At 62.4% G+C, this 17,176-nt stretch carries 15 protein-coding genes; 12 read left to right on the top strand and 3 right to left on the bottom strand.

Annotated features, from left to right (window positions below; translation table 11 throughout):
* Positions 1-137: 137 nt before the first annotated feature.
* The 12 genes from BBJ66_RS11615 (at position 138) to BBJ66_RS11560 (ending at position 15,441) form a co-directional block, all read left to right on the top strand.
* On the top strand, positions 138-2,027 hold the full coding sequence (locus BBJ66_RS11615; protein ID WP_071087091.1) for an ABC transporter ATP-binding protein: 1,890 nt from the start codon (positions 138-140) through the stop codon (positions 2,025-2,027).
* Positions 2,027-3,934: an ABC transporter substrate-binding protein gene (locus tag BBJ66_RS11610; protein WP_049732612.1), complete on the top strand. Its 1,908-nt coding sequence runs from the start codon at positions 2,027-2,029 to the stop codon at positions 3,932-3,934. Before BBJ66_RS11615 ends, BBJ66_RS11610 begins: the two co-directional genes overlap by 1 nt.
* A 3-nt stretch (positions 3,935-3,937) precedes the next feature.
* Positions 3,938-4,936 carry an ABC transporter permease gene (locus tag BBJ66_RS11605; RefSeq protein WP_003595069.1) on the top strand — a complete coding sequence of 333 codons (999 nt, stop codon included), beginning with the start codon at positions 3,938-3,940 and terminating at the stop codon, positions 4,934-4,936.
* Positions 4,936-6,108, top strand: coding sequence for an ABC transporter permease (locus BBJ66_RS11600; protein WP_071087089.1), 1,173 nt, complete (start codon positions 4,936-4,938; stop codon positions 6,106-6,108). Before BBJ66_RS11605 ends, BBJ66_RS11600 begins: the two co-directional genes overlap by 1 nt.
* Before the next feature lie 97 nt (positions 6,109-6,205).
* Positions 6,206-7,411 carry a glycosyltransferase family protein gene (locus BBJ66_RS11595; protein WP_049732614.1) on the top strand — a complete coding sequence of 402 codons (1,206 nt, stop codon included), beginning with the start codon at positions 6,206-6,208 and terminating at the stop codon, positions 7,409-7,411.
* Between the two features lie 9 nt (positions 7,412-7,420).
* The gene (locus tag BBJ66_RS11590) at positions 7,421-8,668 is read left to right on the top strand and encodes a glycosyltransferase family 4 protein (RefSeq protein ID WP_071087087.1); all 1,248 of its coding nucleotides are present in this window, start codon (positions 7,421-7,423) and stop codon (positions 8,666-8,668) included.
* Positions 8,665-9,813: a glycosyltransferase family protein gene (locus tag BBJ66_RS11585; RefSeq protein WP_071087190.1), complete on the top strand. Its 1,149-nt coding sequence runs from the start codon at positions 8,665-8,667 to the stop codon at positions 9,811-9,813. Before BBJ66_RS11590 ends, BBJ66_RS11585 begins: the two co-directional genes overlap by 4 nt.
* 416 nt (positions 9,814-10,229) lie before the next feature.
* Positions 10,230-10,925, top strand: coding sequence for a helix-turn-helix transcriptional regulator (locus BBJ66_RS11580; RefSeq protein ID WP_071087085.1), 696 nt, complete (start codon positions 10,230-10,232; stop codon positions 10,923-10,925).
* Between the two features lie 67 nt (positions 10,926-10,992).
* Positions 10,993-11,367 (top strand): VOC family protein, encoded by a 375-nt coding sequence (locus BBJ66_RS11575; RefSeq protein ID WP_071087083.1) that lies wholly within the window; start codon positions 10,993-10,995, stop codon positions 11,365-11,367.
* A gap of 3 nt (positions 11,368-11,370) precedes the next feature.
* A complete protein-coding gene (locus BBJ66_RS11570; RefSeq protein ID WP_071087081.1) occupies positions 11,371-11,823 on the top strand; it encodes an EVE domain-containing protein in 453 nt (150 codons plus the stop codon).
* A 334-nt stretch (positions 11,824-12,157) separates the two neighbouring features.
* Complete coding sequence (locus BBJ66_RS11565) at positions 12,158-14,872, top strand: ABC transporter ATP-binding protein (protein WP_049736364.1); 2,715 nt, start codon at positions 12,158-12,160, stop codon at positions 14,870-14,872.
* Positions 14,873-14,973: 101 nt separating this feature from the next.
* Complete coding sequence (locus tag BBJ66_RS11560; RefSeq protein WP_004679746.1) at positions 14,974-15,441, top strand: cyclic nucleotide-binding domain-containing protein; 468 nt, start codon at positions 14,974-14,976, stop codon at positions 15,439-15,441.
* Between the two features lie 88 nt (positions 15,442-15,529).
* Here BBJ66_RS11560 and BBJ66_RS11555 read toward each other — a convergent pair whose 3' ends face one another.
* From BBJ66_RS11555 to BBJ66_RS11545, 3 genes are all read right to left on the bottom strand, one after another.
* Positions 15,530-16,264 carry a metallophosphoesterase gene (locus BBJ66_RS11555; protein WP_244511656.1) on the bottom strand — a complete coding sequence of 245 codons (735 nt, stop codon included), beginning with the start codon at positions 16,262-16,264 and terminating at the stop codon, positions 15,530-15,532.
* 69 nt (positions 16,265-16,333) lie between these two features.
* Positions 16,334-16,624: a type II toxin-antitoxin system RelE/ParE family toxin gene (locus tag BBJ66_RS11550; RefSeq protein WP_071087079.1), complete on the bottom strand. Its 291-nt coding sequence runs from the start codon at positions 16,622-16,624 to the stop codon at positions 16,334-16,336.
* Positions 16,621-17,079 carry a hypothetical protein gene (locus BBJ66_RS11545; protein WP_071087077.1) on the bottom strand — a complete coding sequence of 153 codons (459 nt, stop codon included), beginning with the start codon at positions 17,077-17,079 and terminating at the stop codon, positions 16,621-16,623. The genes BBJ66_RS11550 and BBJ66_RS11545 overlap by 4 nt, the downstream gene beginning before the upstream one ends.
* Positions 17,080-17,176 lie beyond the last annotated feature (97 nt).

Below are 17,176 nucleotides of genomic sequence, written 5' to 3'. Positions count from 1 at the left end.
AAAATTTTGCGCGTCTCGCCTGGGGAACTTCGGCGGGATGTTGTGGTTTTCCCTTGATTGTCATCTGCTAGACACCCCGTTTGCGGTACGATAGTGTGCCTTAACGGGAACATAGAAGACTGGGGAATTTCATTGGTATGGCGTCTGCAGCCGATTTGTTGCGTATTGAAAATCTCGACGTCTCCTTCTCGGTTTTCGGCGACCGGCTTCGCGTCGTAAAGGAAGCCAATCTTCGCATCCTCCCCGGCAAGGTCACCGCTCTCGTCGGTGAATCCGGCTCCGGCAAATCGGTGATCAGCCAGTCGGTGATGGGCATCCTGCCCAATCCGGCGAGGGCCTCCGGCCGCATCCTCTTCACCGATCCGCTCGACGGCAGCACGACCGATATCCTGTCGCTGTCGCGTGACAGCGAGGAAATGCGCGACCTGCGCGGCCGGCGCATGGCGACGATCTTCCAGGAGCCGATGACCTCGCTGTCGCCGCTGCACACGGTCGGCAACCAGATCAGCGAAGTGCTTTTGATCCATACCGAGATCGACAAGCAGGAAGCGCGTGAGAAGACCGAGGAGATGCTCGGCCTCGTCGGTTTCACCAATCCGCACCGCACCTACGACATGTATCCGTTCGAACTGTCCGGCGGCATGCGCCAGCGCGCCATGATCGCCATGGCGCTGATCTGCAGGCCGGCGCTGTTGATCGCCGACGAACCGACGACGGCGCTCGACGTGACGATCCAGGCGCAGATCCTCGAATTGCTGCGCGAGCTGCAGGCCAAGCTCGGCATGGCGATGCTGCTCATCACCCACGATCTCGGCATCGTCGCCAACATGGCCGACGAAGTCGTCGTCATCTATCACGGCGAGATCATGGAGGCCGGGCCGGTCGAGGCGATCTTCCGCAATCCGCAGCATCCCTATCTCAAGGCTTTGATGGCCGCCGTTCCGCATTTCGACATGAAACCCGGCGAGCGGCTGAAGGCGCTGCGCGACGTGCCGGTCAATCTCGAGACCCTCGTCGGCAAGAAGAAGCCGCTGCAGGCGGAGGCGCCGGGCACACTGCTTTCGGTCACCAACCTGTCGAAGACTTATAAGACGCGCAAGCGCAGTCTGCTCGGCAAGCACGAAGCCGCCGTGGTGCACGCCGTCGACGATGTCAGCTTCGACATTCGCCGCGGCGAATGTCTCGGCCTCGTCGGCGAATCCGGTTGCGGCAAGACGACGCTCAGCAAGATCCTGATGCGCGCCATCACACCCGACGGCGGCTCGGTCGTGTTCAACGACGGCAAGGACGTGATCGATGTGCTTTCGGTGCGCGGCGAAGCGCTGCAGGATATGCGCACCAAGATCCAGATGGTGTTTCAGGATCCGGTCTCCTCGCTCTCGCCGCGCATGACGGTGCGCAACATCCTCAGCGAACCGCTTGAAATTCACGACCGCGGCGACAGTGACGAGCGCAAGCGCAAGGTCGAAGGCTTGATGGCGGCGATCGGCCTCGACAAGCGTTACCTCAGCCGTTACCCGCACAGTTTTTCCGGCGGTCAGCGCCAGCGCATCGGCATTGCCCGTGCGCTGGCGCTCGGCCCGAAGCTCGTCATCCTCGACGAGCCGGTCTCGGCACTCGACGTCTCCGTCCAGGCGCAGATCCTCAACCTGTTGAAGGACCTGCAGAAGGAGCTGGGGCTGACCTATCTGTTCATTTCGCACAACCTCGCCGTCGTCGATTACATGGCCGACCGCATCGCCGTCATGTGCAAGGGCCGCATCGTCGAGATCGCGCCGCGCGAGATCATCCTGCGCGATCCGGTGCATCCCTATACGAAATCGCTGCTCGCCGCCGTCCCCTTCCCCGATCTCGACCGGCCGCTCGATTTCAAGGCGCTCCGGGAAAACGGCGCCGCCGACAAGCAGAACTGGGGCGCGACCTTTACCGCCGAGCATGACGACGCCTCCGAGCTTGCCTATGCCGATCTCGGCGACGGCCATCTGGTGCGCGCCCGCAAAGGCGCCGATGCCAGGGAGTTGCGCTGATGGTGACGCGTCGCATTTTTCTGGGCGGCCTCGTCGGCGCGGCGATCGCCCCCACAGTGCTTCGGGCAGAACAGGCCGGCGAGCCTGAGTTTCTCAAGGAGCGGCTGGCATCCGGCAGCCTGCCGGGTATGGCCGAGCGCATTCCCGCCCGCCCGCGCATCGTCAACCTGAAGGAGATGGGGCTCGAGCCCGGCAGCTACGGCGGCACGGTGCGAACCATCATCGGCAGCCAGCGCGATATCCGCTTCATGACGATCTACGGCTATGCCCGCCTGATCGGCTACAACAAGCACCTGCAGTTCCAGCCGGATATTCTCGCCGATTTCAGCTCGGAAGACGACACGGTCTTCACCTTCAGGCTGCGCGAAGGCCATAAATGGTCCGACGGAGAGCCGTTCACGGCCGACGATTTCCGCTACTGGTGGGAAGACGTCATCCTCAACGAGAAGCTGACGCCGGGCGGCGGCGCGCTGGAGCTTCGCCCACATGGCAGCCTGCCGCGTTTCGAGATGCTCGATCCGCTGACGGTGCGCTACAGCTGGGACAAACCCAACCCGATGTTCCTGCCGACGCTCGCCGGCCCCATCCCGCTCGTCATCGTCGGGCCGGCGCATTATCTCAAGCAGTTCCATAAGAAGTTCCAGCCCGACCAGGCGAAAATGGAACAGATGATGCAGGCCAACCGCGTCAAGAAATGGCAGGACCTGCACATCAAAATGGCCCGTTCCTACCGGCCTGAGAATCCCAACCTGCCGACGCTCGATCCCTGGCGCAACACGACGGCGCTGCCGGCCGAGCAATTCGTCTTCGAGCGCAACCCGTTCTTCCACCGCGTCGACGAGACCGGCCGGCAGCTTCCCTATCTCGACCGCTTCATCCTCAACGTCTCCTCCTCGTCGATCATCGCCGCCAAGGCAGGCGCCGGCGAGGCCGACCTGCAGGCGACCGGCATCGACTTCAACGACTACACCTTTCTGAAAGAAGCTGAGAAGCGCTTCCCGGTGAAGGTCAATCTCTGGAAAGTGGCGCGCGGCTCGCGCATCACCCTGCTGCCGAACCTCAACTGCGCCGACGAGGTATGGCGCGGCCTCTTCCGCGACGTACGCCTGCGCCGCGCCTTGTCGCTGGCGATCGACCGGCACGAGATCAACATGGTCGCCTTCTACGGCTTGGGCACGCCGAGCGCCGACACCGTCCTGCCCGACAGCCCGCTGTTCAAGCAGGAATATGCCGATGCCTTCGTGAAGTTCGATGCCGACGAGGCCAACCGCCTGCTCGACGAGATCGGCCTGACCAAGCGCGGCAGTGACGGCATAAGGCTGCTGCCGGACGGGCGGCGCGCCGAGATCACCGTCGAAACCGCCGGCGAGAGCAATCTCGACACCGACGTGCTGGAGCTGGTGCACGATCACTGGGCCAATATCGGCCTTGCGCTCTATACCCGCACCTCGCAGCGCGACGTCTTCCGCAATCGCGCCATGAGCGGCTCGATCATGATGTCGATCTGGTACGGCCTCGACAATGGCGTGCCGACGGCCGACATGTCGCCCTCGGGACTGGCGCCGACCCTCGACGATCAGTTGCAATGGCCGCTCTGGGGCATGCATTACCTCTCGGCCGGCCAGGAGGGCGCAGCCCCCGATCTGCCGGAGGCTGCCGAACTGGTCGACCTGCTCAAACAATGGGGCTCGACGGCGAAATTCGAGGAGCGCCAGGTGATCTGGCACAAGATGCTGTCGCTCTATACGCAGCAGGTGTTCTCGATCGGCCTGATCAACAGCACACTGCAGCCGATCCTTTGCGCCGCCAAGCTGCAGAACCTGCCGGAGAAAGCCCTCTACGGCTTCGATCCCACCTCCTATCTCGGCATCTACATGCCGGATGCATTCTGGTACAAGGAGGCCTGAGGCGTGCTCAGATACATTCTCTGGCGCATCGCCGCCATGGTGCCGACGCTCTTCGTCATTTCGGCGCTGGTTTTCACCATCATCGAGCTGCCGCCGGGCGATTTCTTCGAGAGCCAGATCGCGGAGCTGCGCGCCTCCGGCGAGACCGCCAACCTCCAGGAAATCGAGGAGATGCGCCAGCAATACGGCTTCGACAAGCCGGAGATCGTGCGCTATTTCTACTGGGTCGGCGGCATGCTGCACGGCGATTTCGGCTATTCCTTCGAATACCAGATGCCGGTTTCCGACGTGGTCGGCGAGCGCCTGTGGCTGACGATCCTGGTCTCCTTCACGACCATCCTGCTCACCTGGCTGATCGCCTTTCCGATCGGCATCTATTCGGCGACGCACCAGTATAGCTGGAGCGATTACGGGCTGACCTTCCTCGGCCTGCTCGGCATCGCCATCCCGAACTTCATGCTGGCGCTGATCCTGATGTATTTCGCCAATATCTGGTTCGGTATCTCGATCGGCCATCTGATGGACCAGCAATATATCTCGGCGCCGATGAGCTGGGAGAAGGCACGCTCGATCCTCTCCCACCTGTGGATCCCGGTGATCATCGTCGGCACGGCGGGTACGGCCGGCATGATCCGCCGGCTGCGCGCCAACCTGCTCGACGAGATGCAGAAGCAATATGTGACGACAGCGCGCGCCAAGGGCCTGCATCCGATGCGGGCGCTGCTCAAATATCCGCTGCGCATGGCGCTCAACTTCTTCGTCGCCGATATCGGCTCGATCCTGCCGTCGATCATCTCGGGCGCCGAAATCGTCGCCATCGTGCTGTCGCTGGAGACGACCGGGCCGATGCTGATCAAGGCGCTGCAGAGCCAGGACATGTATCTCGCCGGCTCCTTCCTGATGTTTCTGGCCTTCCTCAACGTCATCGGCGTTTTGATCTCCGACATCGCGCTCGGCTTCCTCGATCCCCGCATCCGTCTGCAAGGCAGGAGCACCAAATAATGTCGCCCCTTCCCGCACCCGGCGCGCCGCTTCCCCATTACGTCTCGACCGCGCCTTTCGATCCCCTGGCGACCGAGACCATGACGGCGGCGCAATCGCGCATCCATCTCGCCTCGCAGAAGCAGCTGATGTGGTGGAAGTTCAAGCAGCACAGGCTGGCCTTGATCTCCGGCATCTTTCTCGCCGCCGTCTACCTGATGATCCTGATCGTCGAATTCCTGGCGCCCTACGGCCTGCACACGCGCAACGTCGATTTCATCCACGCGCCGCCGCAGCAAATCCATTTCTTCGACAAGGGCAATTTCGTCGGTCCCTTCGTCTACGGTCGCAGCATGACGCTCGATCTCGACACGCTGCACCGCGTCTATACCGACAGGCCGAACGACGTGCAGCCGATCCGTTTCTTCTGCCGCGGCGATGCCTATAAATTCTGGGGAGTTGCCGCCTCCAACTATCATCTGGTCTGCCCGGCGATCGGCGGCCAGATGTTCCTGCTCGGCACCGACCGGCTCGGCCGCGATGTGCTGTCGCGCATTCTTTACGGCGCGCGGATCTCGCTGACGATCGGCCTGATCGGCATTTCGATCAGCTTCGTGCTCGGCATCGTCATCGGCGGCCTTGCCGGCTATTGGGGCGGCATTTTCGATCTGGTCGTCCAGCGCCTGATCGAAGTGCTGCAATCGCTGCCGAGCCTGCCGCTCTGGATGGCGCTGGCCGCCATCATGCCGGTGACCTGGAGCCCGATCGTCATCTATTTCGGCATCACCGTCATTCTCGGCATCATCGACTGGACCGGGCTGGCGCGTGCCGTGCGCTCCAAGCTCCTGGCGCTGCGCGAGGAGGATTACGTCCAGGCGGCCCAGCTGATGGGCGCCAGCACGCCGCGCATCATCGGCCGGCATCTGGTGCCGGGCTTCATGTCGCATCTGATTGCCTCGGCGACGATTTCGATCCCCGGCATGATCCTCGGCGAGACCGCGCTCTCCTTCCTCGGCCTCGGCCTTCGCCCACCGATTACCAGCTGGGGCATTCTGCTGACCGAGGCAAAAAGCGTCAGCGTCATCGCCTTTTATCCCTGGCTGCTCTATCCGATCATTCCTGTTGTTCTTGTCATTTTGGCGTTCAACTTTCTGGGAGACGGCTTGCGTGATGCGGCAGATCCCTACAAATAGCAGAAAATCCGGCGGTGCCTTATGGCACCGTCCCAGCCACATGGCCTCCGGACGGTGGGGGTACTAACGCATGTTGTTCACCCCGGAGGGAACACCCATGGCCAGACGTCTCGAAGATGCGCGCATCCTCATGTACAGCCACGACACCTTCGGCCTCGGCCATCTCAGACGCTGTCGCGCCATCGCCCATGCGTTGGTCGAGGATTATCGCGGCCTCAACATCCTGATCATTTCGGGGGCGACGATCGCCGGCGCCTTCGACTATCGCGCCCGCGTCGACTTCGTGAAGATCCCGAGCGTCATCAAGCTGCGCAACGGCGAATATACCTCGCTCGCCAGCCATATCGACCTGCACGAGACGCTGAAGATGCGCGAATCGAGCATTCGCCACACGGCCGAAACCTTCCAGCCCGACATTTTCATCGTCGACAAGGAGCCGATGGGGCTGAAGGGCGAGGTCGAGGATACGCTCGGCTATCTCAAGGCCCGCGGCACGGTGCTGGTGCTCGGCCTGCGCGAGGTTATGGACGCGCCGCATCTGCTCGAGGCCGAGTGGAAGCGGAACGGCATCATGCAGAAGATCGACCAATATTACGACAGCGTCTGGGTCTATGGCCCGCCTGACTTCTACGATCCTTTGATCGGTCTCGACGTGCCCGCGAGCCTGCGCCGGAAGATGGATTTCGTCGGCTTCCTGCAGCGCAGCGTCTCCAAGGGCAAGACCTCGATCAACGCCCGCAAGGACAATTACCTGCTCGTCACCACAGGCGGCGGCGGCGACGGCTCCGATCTCGTTCACGACGTGATGAACGCCTACGAGGCCGATCCGACGCTGACGCAGAAGGCGCTGGTCGTGCTCGGGCCTTATATGCCGGCCGCCGAGCGCGCCAAGCTGGTGCAGAAGGGCGAAGCCATTCCCTATATCGAGGTGATCGAGTTCGACAACCACATGGAAGAGCTGATCGACGGCGCCACCGGCGTCGTCGCCATGGGCGGCTACAACACCTATTGCGAGATCCTCTCCTTCGACAAGCCTGCCCTGATCGTGCCGCGTGTCAAGCCGCGCGAGGAACAGCTGCTTCGTGCCCAGCGGGCAAGCGCGCTCGGCCTCGTCGATATGCTGCTGCCGGACCAATCGGCCGATCCCACCATCATGTCCGAGGCTCTGAAGCGCTTGCCCTCCCGCCTGCCGCCGTCGAAGAGCGGCAGCAATATGCATCTCGAAGGGCTCGACCACATCTCGCAGACGGTCGGCCGATGGATCGACGGCCGCGCCAGCCACCTTTCCCTCGTCGCGGAATAGGGCACAGCCTTGCCGCCACGCCGCAAGATTCTTGTCGTGCTGAAAGGCTATCCCCGCCTTTCGGAAACCTTCATCGCCCAGGAGCTGCTCGGCTTGGAAAAGGCCGGCTTCGACCTGACGCTGATTTCGATGCGCCGGCCGACCGACAAGAAGCGCCATCCCGTGCATGACGAGATCAAGGCGCGCGTCGTCTACCTGCCGGAATATCTGCACGAGGAGCCGATCCGCGTGCTGAAAGGCCTGATCGCCGGGTTCTCCAAACCCGGCTTCAAGGCGCTGATCAAACGTTTCCTCGCCGACCTGTCACGCGACATCTCCCGCAACCGCTTCCGCCGTCTCGGCCAGGCTTTGGTGCTGGGACGCGAATGGCCCGATGGCGGGCAATGGCTGCATGCCCATTTCATCCACACGCCGGCTTCGGTGACGGAATATACCAGCATCCTCACCGGCACACCGTGGACCTGTTCGGCGCATGCCAAGGACATTTGGACGTCGCCCGACTGGGAGCTGCAGGAAAAGCTCGCCAGCGCCCGCTGGGCCGTCACCTGCACTAGGACGGGCTATGAGCACATGCGCAGCCTGACCTCCCGCAAGGACGCGGTGCACTTGAGCTACCACGGTCTCGATCTTGCCCGTTTCGGCGCTTTTGCCGGCGAGCGGTCGGAGAGGACCGGCAGCGACACCGATGATCCCGCCTTCATTCTGAGCGTCGGCCGCGCCGTCGAGAAGAAGGGCTACGATGTGCTGTTGCGCGCACTCGCCCTGCTGCCCGCCGACATTCATTGGCGCATGGACCATATCGGCGGCGGCGAGGAGCTTGCGAAGCTGAAGGCATTGGCCGCCGAGCTCGGCCTCTCCCACCGCATCGTCTGGAAGGGCGCCATGGCGCAGGAAGACGTGCTCGATCATTACCGCCGCGCCGACCTCTTCGCGCTTGCCTGCCGGATTGCCGCCAACGGCGACCGCGACGGCCTGCCGAACGTGCTGGTGGAAGCATCGAGCCAGCGGCTCGTCTGCGTTTCGACCGAAGTATCCGGCGTGCCGGAACTGCTCAAGGACGGTGAAAACGGCCTGGTGGTGCCACCGGAGGATCCGGCGCTGCTGGCCAAAGCCCTGGAGACGGCGATCCGCGACCCGGCCTTGCGCAAGCGCCTCGGCGACGCCGCCGAAAAGCGGGTGCGCGACGATTTCGACTATCACTCCAGCATCCGGCAGCTCACCGGCCTGTTCGAGGCCGAATGGCGGAAGGCGTCATGACGGCACCGCGTATCTTCTTCTACGTCCAGCACCTGCTCGGCATCGGCCACATCGCCCGCGCCAGCCGCATCGCCAACGCGCTCGTCAAGGATGGTTTCGACGTCACGGTGGTCACCGGCGGCCTGCCGGTGCCGGGTTTTCCCGGCGAAGGCGTCAAGACCGTGGCGCTGCCGCCGGTCGTCGCCAGCAATGCCGGTTTCTCCGGCCTCGCCGATGCCGATGGCCAGCCAGCCGGCGAGGAATTCCTCACTGCCCGCCGCGATCTGCTGCTTGAGGCCTTTCATGCCGCCAGACCCGATGTCGTCATCATCGAAGCCTTCCCCTTCGGCCGGCGGCAGATGCGCTTCGAACTGCTGCCCTTGCTCGCGGCGATCGAAAAGGCCGAGCCGCGGCCGAAACTCCTGAGCTCGGTGCGCGACATCCTTCAGGAAAACCGCAAGGCTGGCCGCGACGCGGAAACCGCAGCCCTGGTCCGGGCACATTTCGATGCCGTGCTCGTCCATGGCGATCCCGGCTTCATCAGGCTGGAGGACACTTTCCCGCTGACGACGGAGATTGCCGACAGGCTGCGCTATACCGGCCTCGTCGCAGCGCCGCCGGCGCCGGAACCGACTGAAACCTTCGACATAATCGCATCGGCGGGCGGCGGCGCGGTCGGCGCCGCGCTGATCGGCGCGGCGAAAGAGGCAGCGGCCCTGCTGCCGGCCGATCTTCGCTGGCTGCTGATATCAGGCCCGAACCTGCCGGAGGCCGATTTCGCCGCGCTGTCGCGGGACGCCGCCCCAAACGTGACGCTGGTGCGCTTCCGCAAGGATTTTCCCTCGCTGCTGCGCGGCGCCAAGGTCTCGATCTCGCAGGCAGGCTACAACACGGTCGGTGACCTCCTGCGCACCGAATGCCGGGCGATCCTCATCCCCTTCGTCGCCGGCGGCGAGACCGAGCAGACGGTGCGCGCCGAACGGCTGCAGGCGCTTGGTCTCGCCGATATCCTGCCGGAAACGGGACTGACGCCGGCCCATGTGAAGGAGGCGGTCGAAAAAGCGCTCGCCGCGCCGCGCCGCGAGGCGGTCTCGCTCGATCTCGACGGCGCGGAGAAAACCGCCGGCATCATCCGCTCCATGCTGGCCGGCAATTCGAAGGCTTGACGATCTCCATGAGCTTAGAGCCTTTCCTAGTTAGATTGAAGCATTCTGCCGGAGCAGGTTTTCGTCAGGGCAGAGGCGATTGGCGAAGGGCATACCCCTTGGTACGTCCGAGCCGATCGCCTCTGATCCTGGCGGAAAGATGCCCGGCCCWCCGGCCGCACCGCTTCGCCGTGGCGAAGCGATCAGTGCGTCCGGCGATTCCCAAGTCTTGCAGATTTGCCAGGCAAATCTGCGGGAGGGTTGGCTGAAACGGGCCGGCTGATCGACCATCCGACTCCGTTTGAGCCAACAGAATGCTTCAATCTAACCAGGAAAGGCTCTAGGCGGCTAAAGAAATGGGCGCACGGTGTCGGCAAAACCGGGCAAATCTCATCCTGCCAGTATCTGGCAGCAGCAAGCCTGTATAAGCTTACCGCATGTCCCGTTCCGAACGCCTCCTCGACCTTCTCCAGGTATTGCGCCGCCACCGCCGGCCGGTCAGTGGCGGGGTGCTGGCCGACGAGATCGGCGTCAGTATCCGCACCCTCTACCGGGATATCGCCAGCCTTCAAGCCCAGGGCGCGGCGATCGAGGGCGAACCGGGCGTCGGTTATGTCCTGAAACCGGGATTTCTGCTGCCGCCGCTGATGTTTCCGCCTGAGGAAATCGAAGCGCTCGTGCTCGGCTCCCGATGGGTGGCGGACAGAGGGGACGATCACTTACGCGATGCGGCGCGCAATGCGCTGGCGCGGATCGCCGCCGTGCTGCCGCCCGAATTGCGCGACGCACTGGATGCCTCAGCCCTTCTGGTAGGCCCTGGCGTCAAAATCCCTGTCGATCAGGTCGATCCGGCCCTGCTGCGCAAGGCGATCCGCACCGAACGCAAACTTTCGCTCTCCTATAGCGACGGCGCCGGCGTGGCGTCGGAGCGCGTGGTGTGGCCCTTCGCGCTCGCCTTTTTCGACCAGGTGCGCCTCCTCCTCGGCTGGTGCGAACTCCGCCAGGATTTCCGCTCGTTTCGCACGGATCGCATCGTTCATGCGCAAGTGCTCGACGCACGTTATCCCAAGCGCCGGCAGGCGCTGCTGAAACAATGGCGGCAGATCCAGGGAATATCGCATCGAGACGGATGATACTGCCAGAATTTGGCAGTATCAGGTCATAAGCTTCTGCTGTCCAATGAAACAACAGGAGATCCTTATGACTGCCAGCAACAGCATTCTTCTCTACGTGACCGACGCGCCGGCGAGCGCCCGCTTCTACACCAAGCTGCTCGGCAAAGAGCCCGTGGAAGCGAGCGAGACCTTCGCCATGTTCATCCTGCCCTCCGGCCTGGGGCTCGGTCTCTGGGGCAAGGCGGGCGTCGAGCCCACGCCGGCTGCGACAGGCGGCGGCTCCGAGATTGGGTTCAAGGTCGCCGCCACCGACATGGTCGATGCGACCCACGCCGACTGGCAGGCCAAGGGCGCGAATATCGTCATGGCGCCGACCGATCTCGATTTCGGCCGCAGCTTCGTCGCCGCCGATCCCGATGGGCATCGCCTGCGCGTCTACACCGTGGCCGAGGAGATTTGAGCCATGGCCAAAGCCTGGATCGCCGTCGCTTCGGCAGAGCATGTCCGCATCGGCCGTCGAGCCGGCTTCATGCAGGTCTGTCACGGCAAGGCATCACCCCTCAGGCGGATCACGCCTGGGGATCGTGTGATCTATTATTCGCCCAGCGTCGCCTTTGGCGGCAAGGACCGCCTGCAGGCTTTCACCGCGATCGGCGTGGCACGCGACGGCACGCCTTATCAGGTGGAGATGGAAAGCGGTTTCAGGCCCTGGCGGCGGGATGTCGACTGGCAGCCTGCGCAGGAAACCTCGATCCGGTCGCTGCTCGGCCGGCTCGCCTTCACCCGGGTCGGCCCCAATTGGGGCTATCAGCTCCGCTTCGGTTTGTTCGGCATCGGCGATGAGGATGCCGATATGATCGCGGAAGCGATGAGCCATGCCGATCCAAATACCATGCTTCGCGACGTCGCGGCGTGAACCTGACCGCCCGGACCAATGACCGGCCCCCGGATTTTTCCGGGGGTTTCTTTGCTCGCAGGCCGATCCCGGCATGATTACGGACCTGTTTACGGATAAAATTATCCAGCAATTGCAAGCCCTACAACCTCCTTTGCGCGTCTTTTCGGACGCGCGGCGCTGTAATCCAAAATTCCTGTGATATAAGCAAAGTTCCGGCGAGAATCGGCCTTTCTGCAGCCGGTCGCTTCGCCTTGTATTCATTGCAATATCGGCGGTCCGGCTGCATGATCCTGTTCTCAGAATTCCTCCCCATCCCGGCCCCCGGAATTTCCCAGCACGCTGACGGTTAGCCATGGAAAAAAGCCTCGCCCGCTACATCTGGAAGAACACGCGGCTGCAGCAGCTGTGGATTCTGGCCGTCGTCGCCGCCTCGATGGTGCCCTACTTCCTGTCCTTCGATCTGCCGAAGCAGATCGTCAACGGACCGATCCAGGGCGACGGTTTCGAAGGTCCAGGCGCCAGGCAGACCTTCATGCACATTGCCTACGACATCCCGCTGATCGGCCATGTCGAATTCTTTCAAGGCTTGCAGCTCAACCGCTTCCAGATGCTGATGGCCCTCAGCCTGGTGTTTCTGGCGCTGGTGGTGCTGAACGGCCTCTTCAAGTTCTATATCAACACCTATAAGGGCCGGCTCGGCGAGCGCATGCTGCGGCGCATCCGCTTCGAACTGATCGACCGGGTCTTGCGTTTTCCGCCCATTCACTTCAAGCGGGTGAAATCGGCCGAGATCGCCACGATGATCAAGGACGAAGTGGAGCCGATGGGCGGCTTCACCGGTGACGCCTTCGTCTCGCCTGCCCTTCTCGGCGGCCAGGCGATCACGGCGCTCGCCTTTATCATCGTCCAGAATTTCTGGCTCGGCATGATCGCCGCCGGCATCGTCGGCGTCCAGGCCGTCGTCATTCCCCGCATGCGCAAGCGGCTGCTGGACCTTGGCCGCCAGCGGCAGCTGACGGCGCGCGAACTTTCCGGCCGCGTCGGCGAAATCGTCGACGGCATCGGTACGATCCACGGCAACGACACATCCAACCTCGAACGCGCCGACATCGCCTCGCGGCTCGGCCGGATCTTCTCGATCCGCTACGACCTTTACCAGTGGAAGTTCCTGGTGAAGTTCATCAACAACTTCCTCGCCCAGGTCACGCCCTTCCTGTTCTATGCGATCGGCGGTTATCTGGCATTGCAGGGCCGGCTCGACATCGGCCAGTTGGTTGCCGTCATATCGGCCTATAAGGACCTGCCCGGGCCGCTGAAGGAACTGATCGACTGGGACCAGATGCGCCAGGACGTGCAGGTGAAGTACCAGCAGGTCTACGAGCAGTTCAACGTCGAGCCGCTGATCGACAGCCGCATCCAGGAACTGGCGACCGCCCCCGTCGGCGCGCTGACCAGCGCGCTCGTCGTCACCAATCTTTCACTGTCCGACGACAGCGGCGCCCGCCTCGTCGAGCACGTCTCCGTCGAGATCAAGCCGAACGAGACGGTGGCGATCGTCGGCCCGAACGGCAGCGGCGCCGAAGCCTTCGCGGAAGCGCTCGGCCGTATGGTCTGGCCGGACTCCGGCCGCATCACCATCGACGGGCGCGACCTCCTGGACCTGCCGGAATCGATCACCGGCCGGCGCATCTCCTATGCCTCGGCCGACACCTTCTTCTTCCACGGCTCGCTCGCCAGCAATCTGCTCTACGGCCTCAAACACGCGCCGATGACCGATCCCGTCTATGACGAGAAGCAGGCGCTCGAATATAAATGGCATTCCGTCGAGGCGGTAAAGGCCGGCAATCCAACGCTCGACCTCAACAGCGACTGGGTGGATTATCAGGCGGCCGGCGCCAGCGGGCCTGAAGATCTGCTGAAAGCCATCCGCCCGGTGCTCGACGCCGTGCTGATCTCGCAGGACATTCTCGATCTGGCGCTACGCTCGAACGTCAACACCGACGTGCATGTGGCCGTCAGCGACCACGTCGTCGCCCTGCGCGCCTCGTTGCGGGACCGGCTGCGTGACGAGGGGCTCGACGGCATCGTCGTGCCGTTCGATTTCGACGCCTATAACGCCCAGGCGACGGTCGGCGAAAACCTGCTGTTCGGCACGATGAAGCGGCCGCTGATGACCAATCGCCGGCTGGCCGCCCATCCCTATTTCCAGCAGTTGTTCCGCGAGACGGGCCTGAGCACCGATCTCTACGCCATGGGCCTGGAGATTGCCGAGAACGCCGTCGAACTCTTCCATGATCTGCCGCCGGACCATCCCTTCTTCCAGCAGCTGACCTTCATGACGGCGGACGACATTCCGACCTACCAGGCGCTGCTGCAGAAGCTGCAAAGCCGCCGCTTCGAGGACGCCACTCCCGAGGAACGTTCGGCCATCATCCGGCTGAGCTTCGCCTATATCGAGCCGCGCCACCGCTTCGGCCTGCTGACCGACGAGCTGATGGACAAGATCGTCAGCGCCCGCAAGCAGTTCCACGAGCATATCCCGGCCGATCTCGCCGAGCTGATCGAGCGCTACGATGCCGAGCGTTTCACCCCATCGGCAAGCCTGATGGACAACGTGCTCTTCGGCCGCATCGCCTATCAGCAGGCCGACGCCTCCGACCGCATCCGCGCCATCATGGGCGAACTCTTCGACGCGCTCGATCTTTATGACGACGTGCTGTCGATCGGGCTGGAATTCGACGTCGGCTCCGGCGGCAAGCGGCTGACCATGGTGCAGCGGCAGAAGCTGAATCTCGCCCGCGCGCTGCTGAAACGCTCGGACTATTTCATCTTCAACCGGCCGCTGTCGGCGCTCGACCAGCGCGTTCAGGATCAGATCACCCGCAACATCGTCGAAGACCTGCACGAAGAGGGCAAGCGGCCGGCGATCATCTGGGTGCTCTCCAATGCGCGGCTCGCCGAGATGTTCGACCGGATCCTGCTCTTCGACCGCGGCGGGCTGGCGGAAGCCGGAAACTATCCGGAACTTTCCGAGAAAAACGGGATGTTCAAGGAACTGTTATCGTAATATTCTATTGCGGCGGCGATTATGGTAGGTGTTCCCGGGGGGACGCCCGGAATTGAAGGCGCCTGGTTCCAAGAACCCTGCGTCAGGGGATTGAAACGCTCATGCTGTTGAGAGACGAAGTCGAAATGCTGCGCCGGGTGCCGATCTTTTCGAGGATTGCGCCGGCCAAGCTCAAGCTTTTGGCCTTCACCTCCGATCGCATGACCTACAAGGCCGGCCAGGATCTTTTCCACCAGGGCGATGTCGGCGACGCCGCCTATGTCATCCTCTCCGGCAGCGCCGACATCATCGTCTCTTCGCCGGCCGGCGAGATCAAGGTCGCCGATGTCGAGCTCAATTCCATCGTCGGCGAAATCGCCATCCTCTGCGATGTCTCGCGCACGGCCACGGTGCGCGCCACCTCGCCGCTCGAAGTGCTGCGCATCAGCAAGGAGCACTTCCTCAAGCTGCTCAGCGACTTCCCCGAAATGGCCGTCGAAATCATGCGCGTGCTCGCCGACCGCCTGAACCACACGACAGCGGAACTGACCGCAGCACGGGCGGCGAAGCAGCCGCAGATGGCGCAGTAGAGTCGCTGAACCAGAATTGCTCGGCAGCCCATACGAAGACCGAACGGGCTGTAAACATCATGGATGTCCGGAGGATTTCGCGGGCGTTTCAACCGGTCTGAAAGAGCTTCATTCGACCGCCATGGATCAGAAGCGCGCTCAAAACACCTGTTTCGCAAGCCCCGCTATCCAGGTTGATCCTGTGCTGGTTGCTGAGAACGACATCGGCGATGGGCGTGTGACCATGTATGATGGCCAGCCCATCTTCATATGGCCCCTTCGAAGAAAGCCAAGGCTCGCGAATCCACGCAAGAGTTTCTGCGGTCTGACGATCGATCGGAACCTCTGCATCGATGCCCGCATGGACGAAAAGTAGTTTTCCGATCTGCACCTTCAGAGACAACGAATGCAGCCACTCAATCATATCGCCGCCTAGAAGCTCCGACACCCTCTCTTCCCATCGGCCGCGAGGGTCAACGCCGAGTTCCTCAAAGAATTCGGTACCGCCATTCGCCAGCCAACGATCCATCATCTTGGCGTCAGGTGCGCGAAGCAACTGAAGCAATCGATGTTCATGATTTCCAATGAGGGTGCAGTTGGTCGCACCGGGGATGCCCTGCATGGCTAATCTCAGCGACCGCACGCTTTCCGGCCCCCGGTCGATCAGATCGCCCAGATGGATGCAATGAGCAGCACCCGGAGAAATGAGGTGAAATTCGTGCGCAATACCGAGATGCATCTCTCTCAGAAGATCAGCGCGTCCATGAACGTCGCCGATCGCGCAAATGGCCGTCTCTTCATCGATTTCACGGATGGAGGGCATCCACTCTGAACGGACTATCACTATGGAGCTTCCCAGCAATCAGCTATTAGAAAGGCGCATGATGGTTCATGCTTTCGGGCAGGTATCAGATCAAGATTTCGGCGGCCATTTTTGCGCACCATGGACGAGGCGCAATATTTCCACCTGTTCGAGTTTTTGGCGGACACGATAGATCACGATAAAAGATGTGCGTGAAATGACCAGTTCGCGCGTTCCATCGATTCGTCCGGGCCGGCCGATCTCCGGCTGATCGATGAGCAAATCGGTCTGACGCTCGATCTCATCAAGTTGGCTTATCGCGGCGCCGACATTCTGGTCGGCGATAAACTGAATGGCTCTTTTGCGATCGGATGCAGCTTTCGCACGCCAGACGAGCTTCACTTGCTCTCGCCCTTAAGCCGCGCCAACAGTTCCGCCCGTTCGCGCGCCATCTCTTCCTTGACGACTTCGTGCGGGATCCAGACCGCGTTCGGATCATCGGCTTCCCGGATCGCTTCCTCGACCTGTTCGCGGAACCATTTGTCGTATTCCGCCGCCTCATGGGTCCGACGCAAAGCGGCGGCCCGATCCGGCCGCGATGCCGTCTCGGGAACGTAATCGGCCGCATCGACATCGAACTGCGAGATGCCGATATCCTTGAGATAGGACACCAGCGTATCCATGCGCTTGAACACACGCACCTGCCGGCTGCGCTGGGCGGCGAGCGGGCGCTCTGATTTGCCGTAGCGGATGACAATGGACCAGCCGCCGGTCTTGCCGATGACATGCGCGGCATCGACCGCGCCTGCATCGACAAGGCGGGAAAGTGTCGAATGATCGATGGTTTCCGCGGCCATGGCATATCCTCGCTGATCGCGGATATCATATGCAATTAATTATAGACTGCAATGCGTTCAATAATTGAATTGCGCAGTTCGAATGGTTTCCTGCAGA

The organism is Rhizobium sp. RSm-3, from assembly GCF_001854685.1.
In the GTDB taxonomy this organism is placed as follows: domain Bacteria; phylum Pseudomonadota; class Alphaproteobacteria; order Rhizobiales; family Rhizobiaceae; genus Rhizobium; species Rhizobium ecuadorense.
Note: the sequence above shows the minus strand (reverse complement) of the source record. Positions and strands in the feature narration are given on the sequence as shown.

Bases quoted from the DNA above. Each gene is read 5' to 3' on its own strand.
- BBJ66_RS11595 (WP_049732614.1), top strand. From the start codon at position 6,206: ATGGCCAGACGTCTCGAAGATGCGCGCATCCTCATGTACAGCCACGAC.
- BBJ66_RS11615 (WP_071087091.1), top strand. From the start codon at position 138: ATGGCGTCTGCAGCCGATTTGTTGCGTATTGAAAATCTCGACGTCTCC.
- BBJ66_RS11575 (WP_071087083.1), top strand. From the start codon at position 10,993: ATGACTGCCAGCAACAGCATTCTTCTCTACGTGACCGACGCGCCGGCG.
- BBJ66_RS11580 (WP_071087085.1), top strand. From the start codon at position 10,230: ATGTCCCGTTCCGAACGCCTCCTCGACCTTCTCCAGGTATTGCGCCGC.
- BBJ66_RS11585 (WP_071087190.1), top strand. From the start codon at position 8,665: ATGACGGCACCGCGTATCTTCTTCTACGTCCAGCACCTGCTCGGCATC.
- BBJ66_RS11600 (WP_071087089.1), top strand. From the start codon at position 4,936: ATGTCGCCCCTTCCCGCACCCGGCGCGCCGCTTCCCCATTACGTCTCG.
- BBJ66_RS11565 (WP_049736364.1), top strand. From the start codon at position 12,158: ATGGAAAAAAGCCTCGCCCGCTACATCTGGAAGAACACGCGGCTGCAG.
- BBJ66_RS11570 (WP_071087081.1), top strand. From the start codon at position 11,371: ATGGCCAAAGCCTGGATCGCCGTCGCTTCGGCAGAGCATGTCCGCATC.
- BBJ66_RS11610 (WP_049732612.1), top strand. From the start codon at position 2,027: ATGGTGACGCGTCGCATTTTTCTGGGCGGCCTCGTCGGCGCGGCGATC.
- BBJ66_RS11545 (WP_071087077.1), bottom strand. From the start codon at position 17,079: ATGGCCGCGGAAACCATCGATCATTCGACACTTTCCCGCCTTGTCGAT.
- BBJ66_RS11560 (WP_004679746.1), top strand. From the start codon at position 14,974: ATGCTGTTGAGAGACGAAGTCGAAATGCTGCGCCGGGTGCCGATCTTT.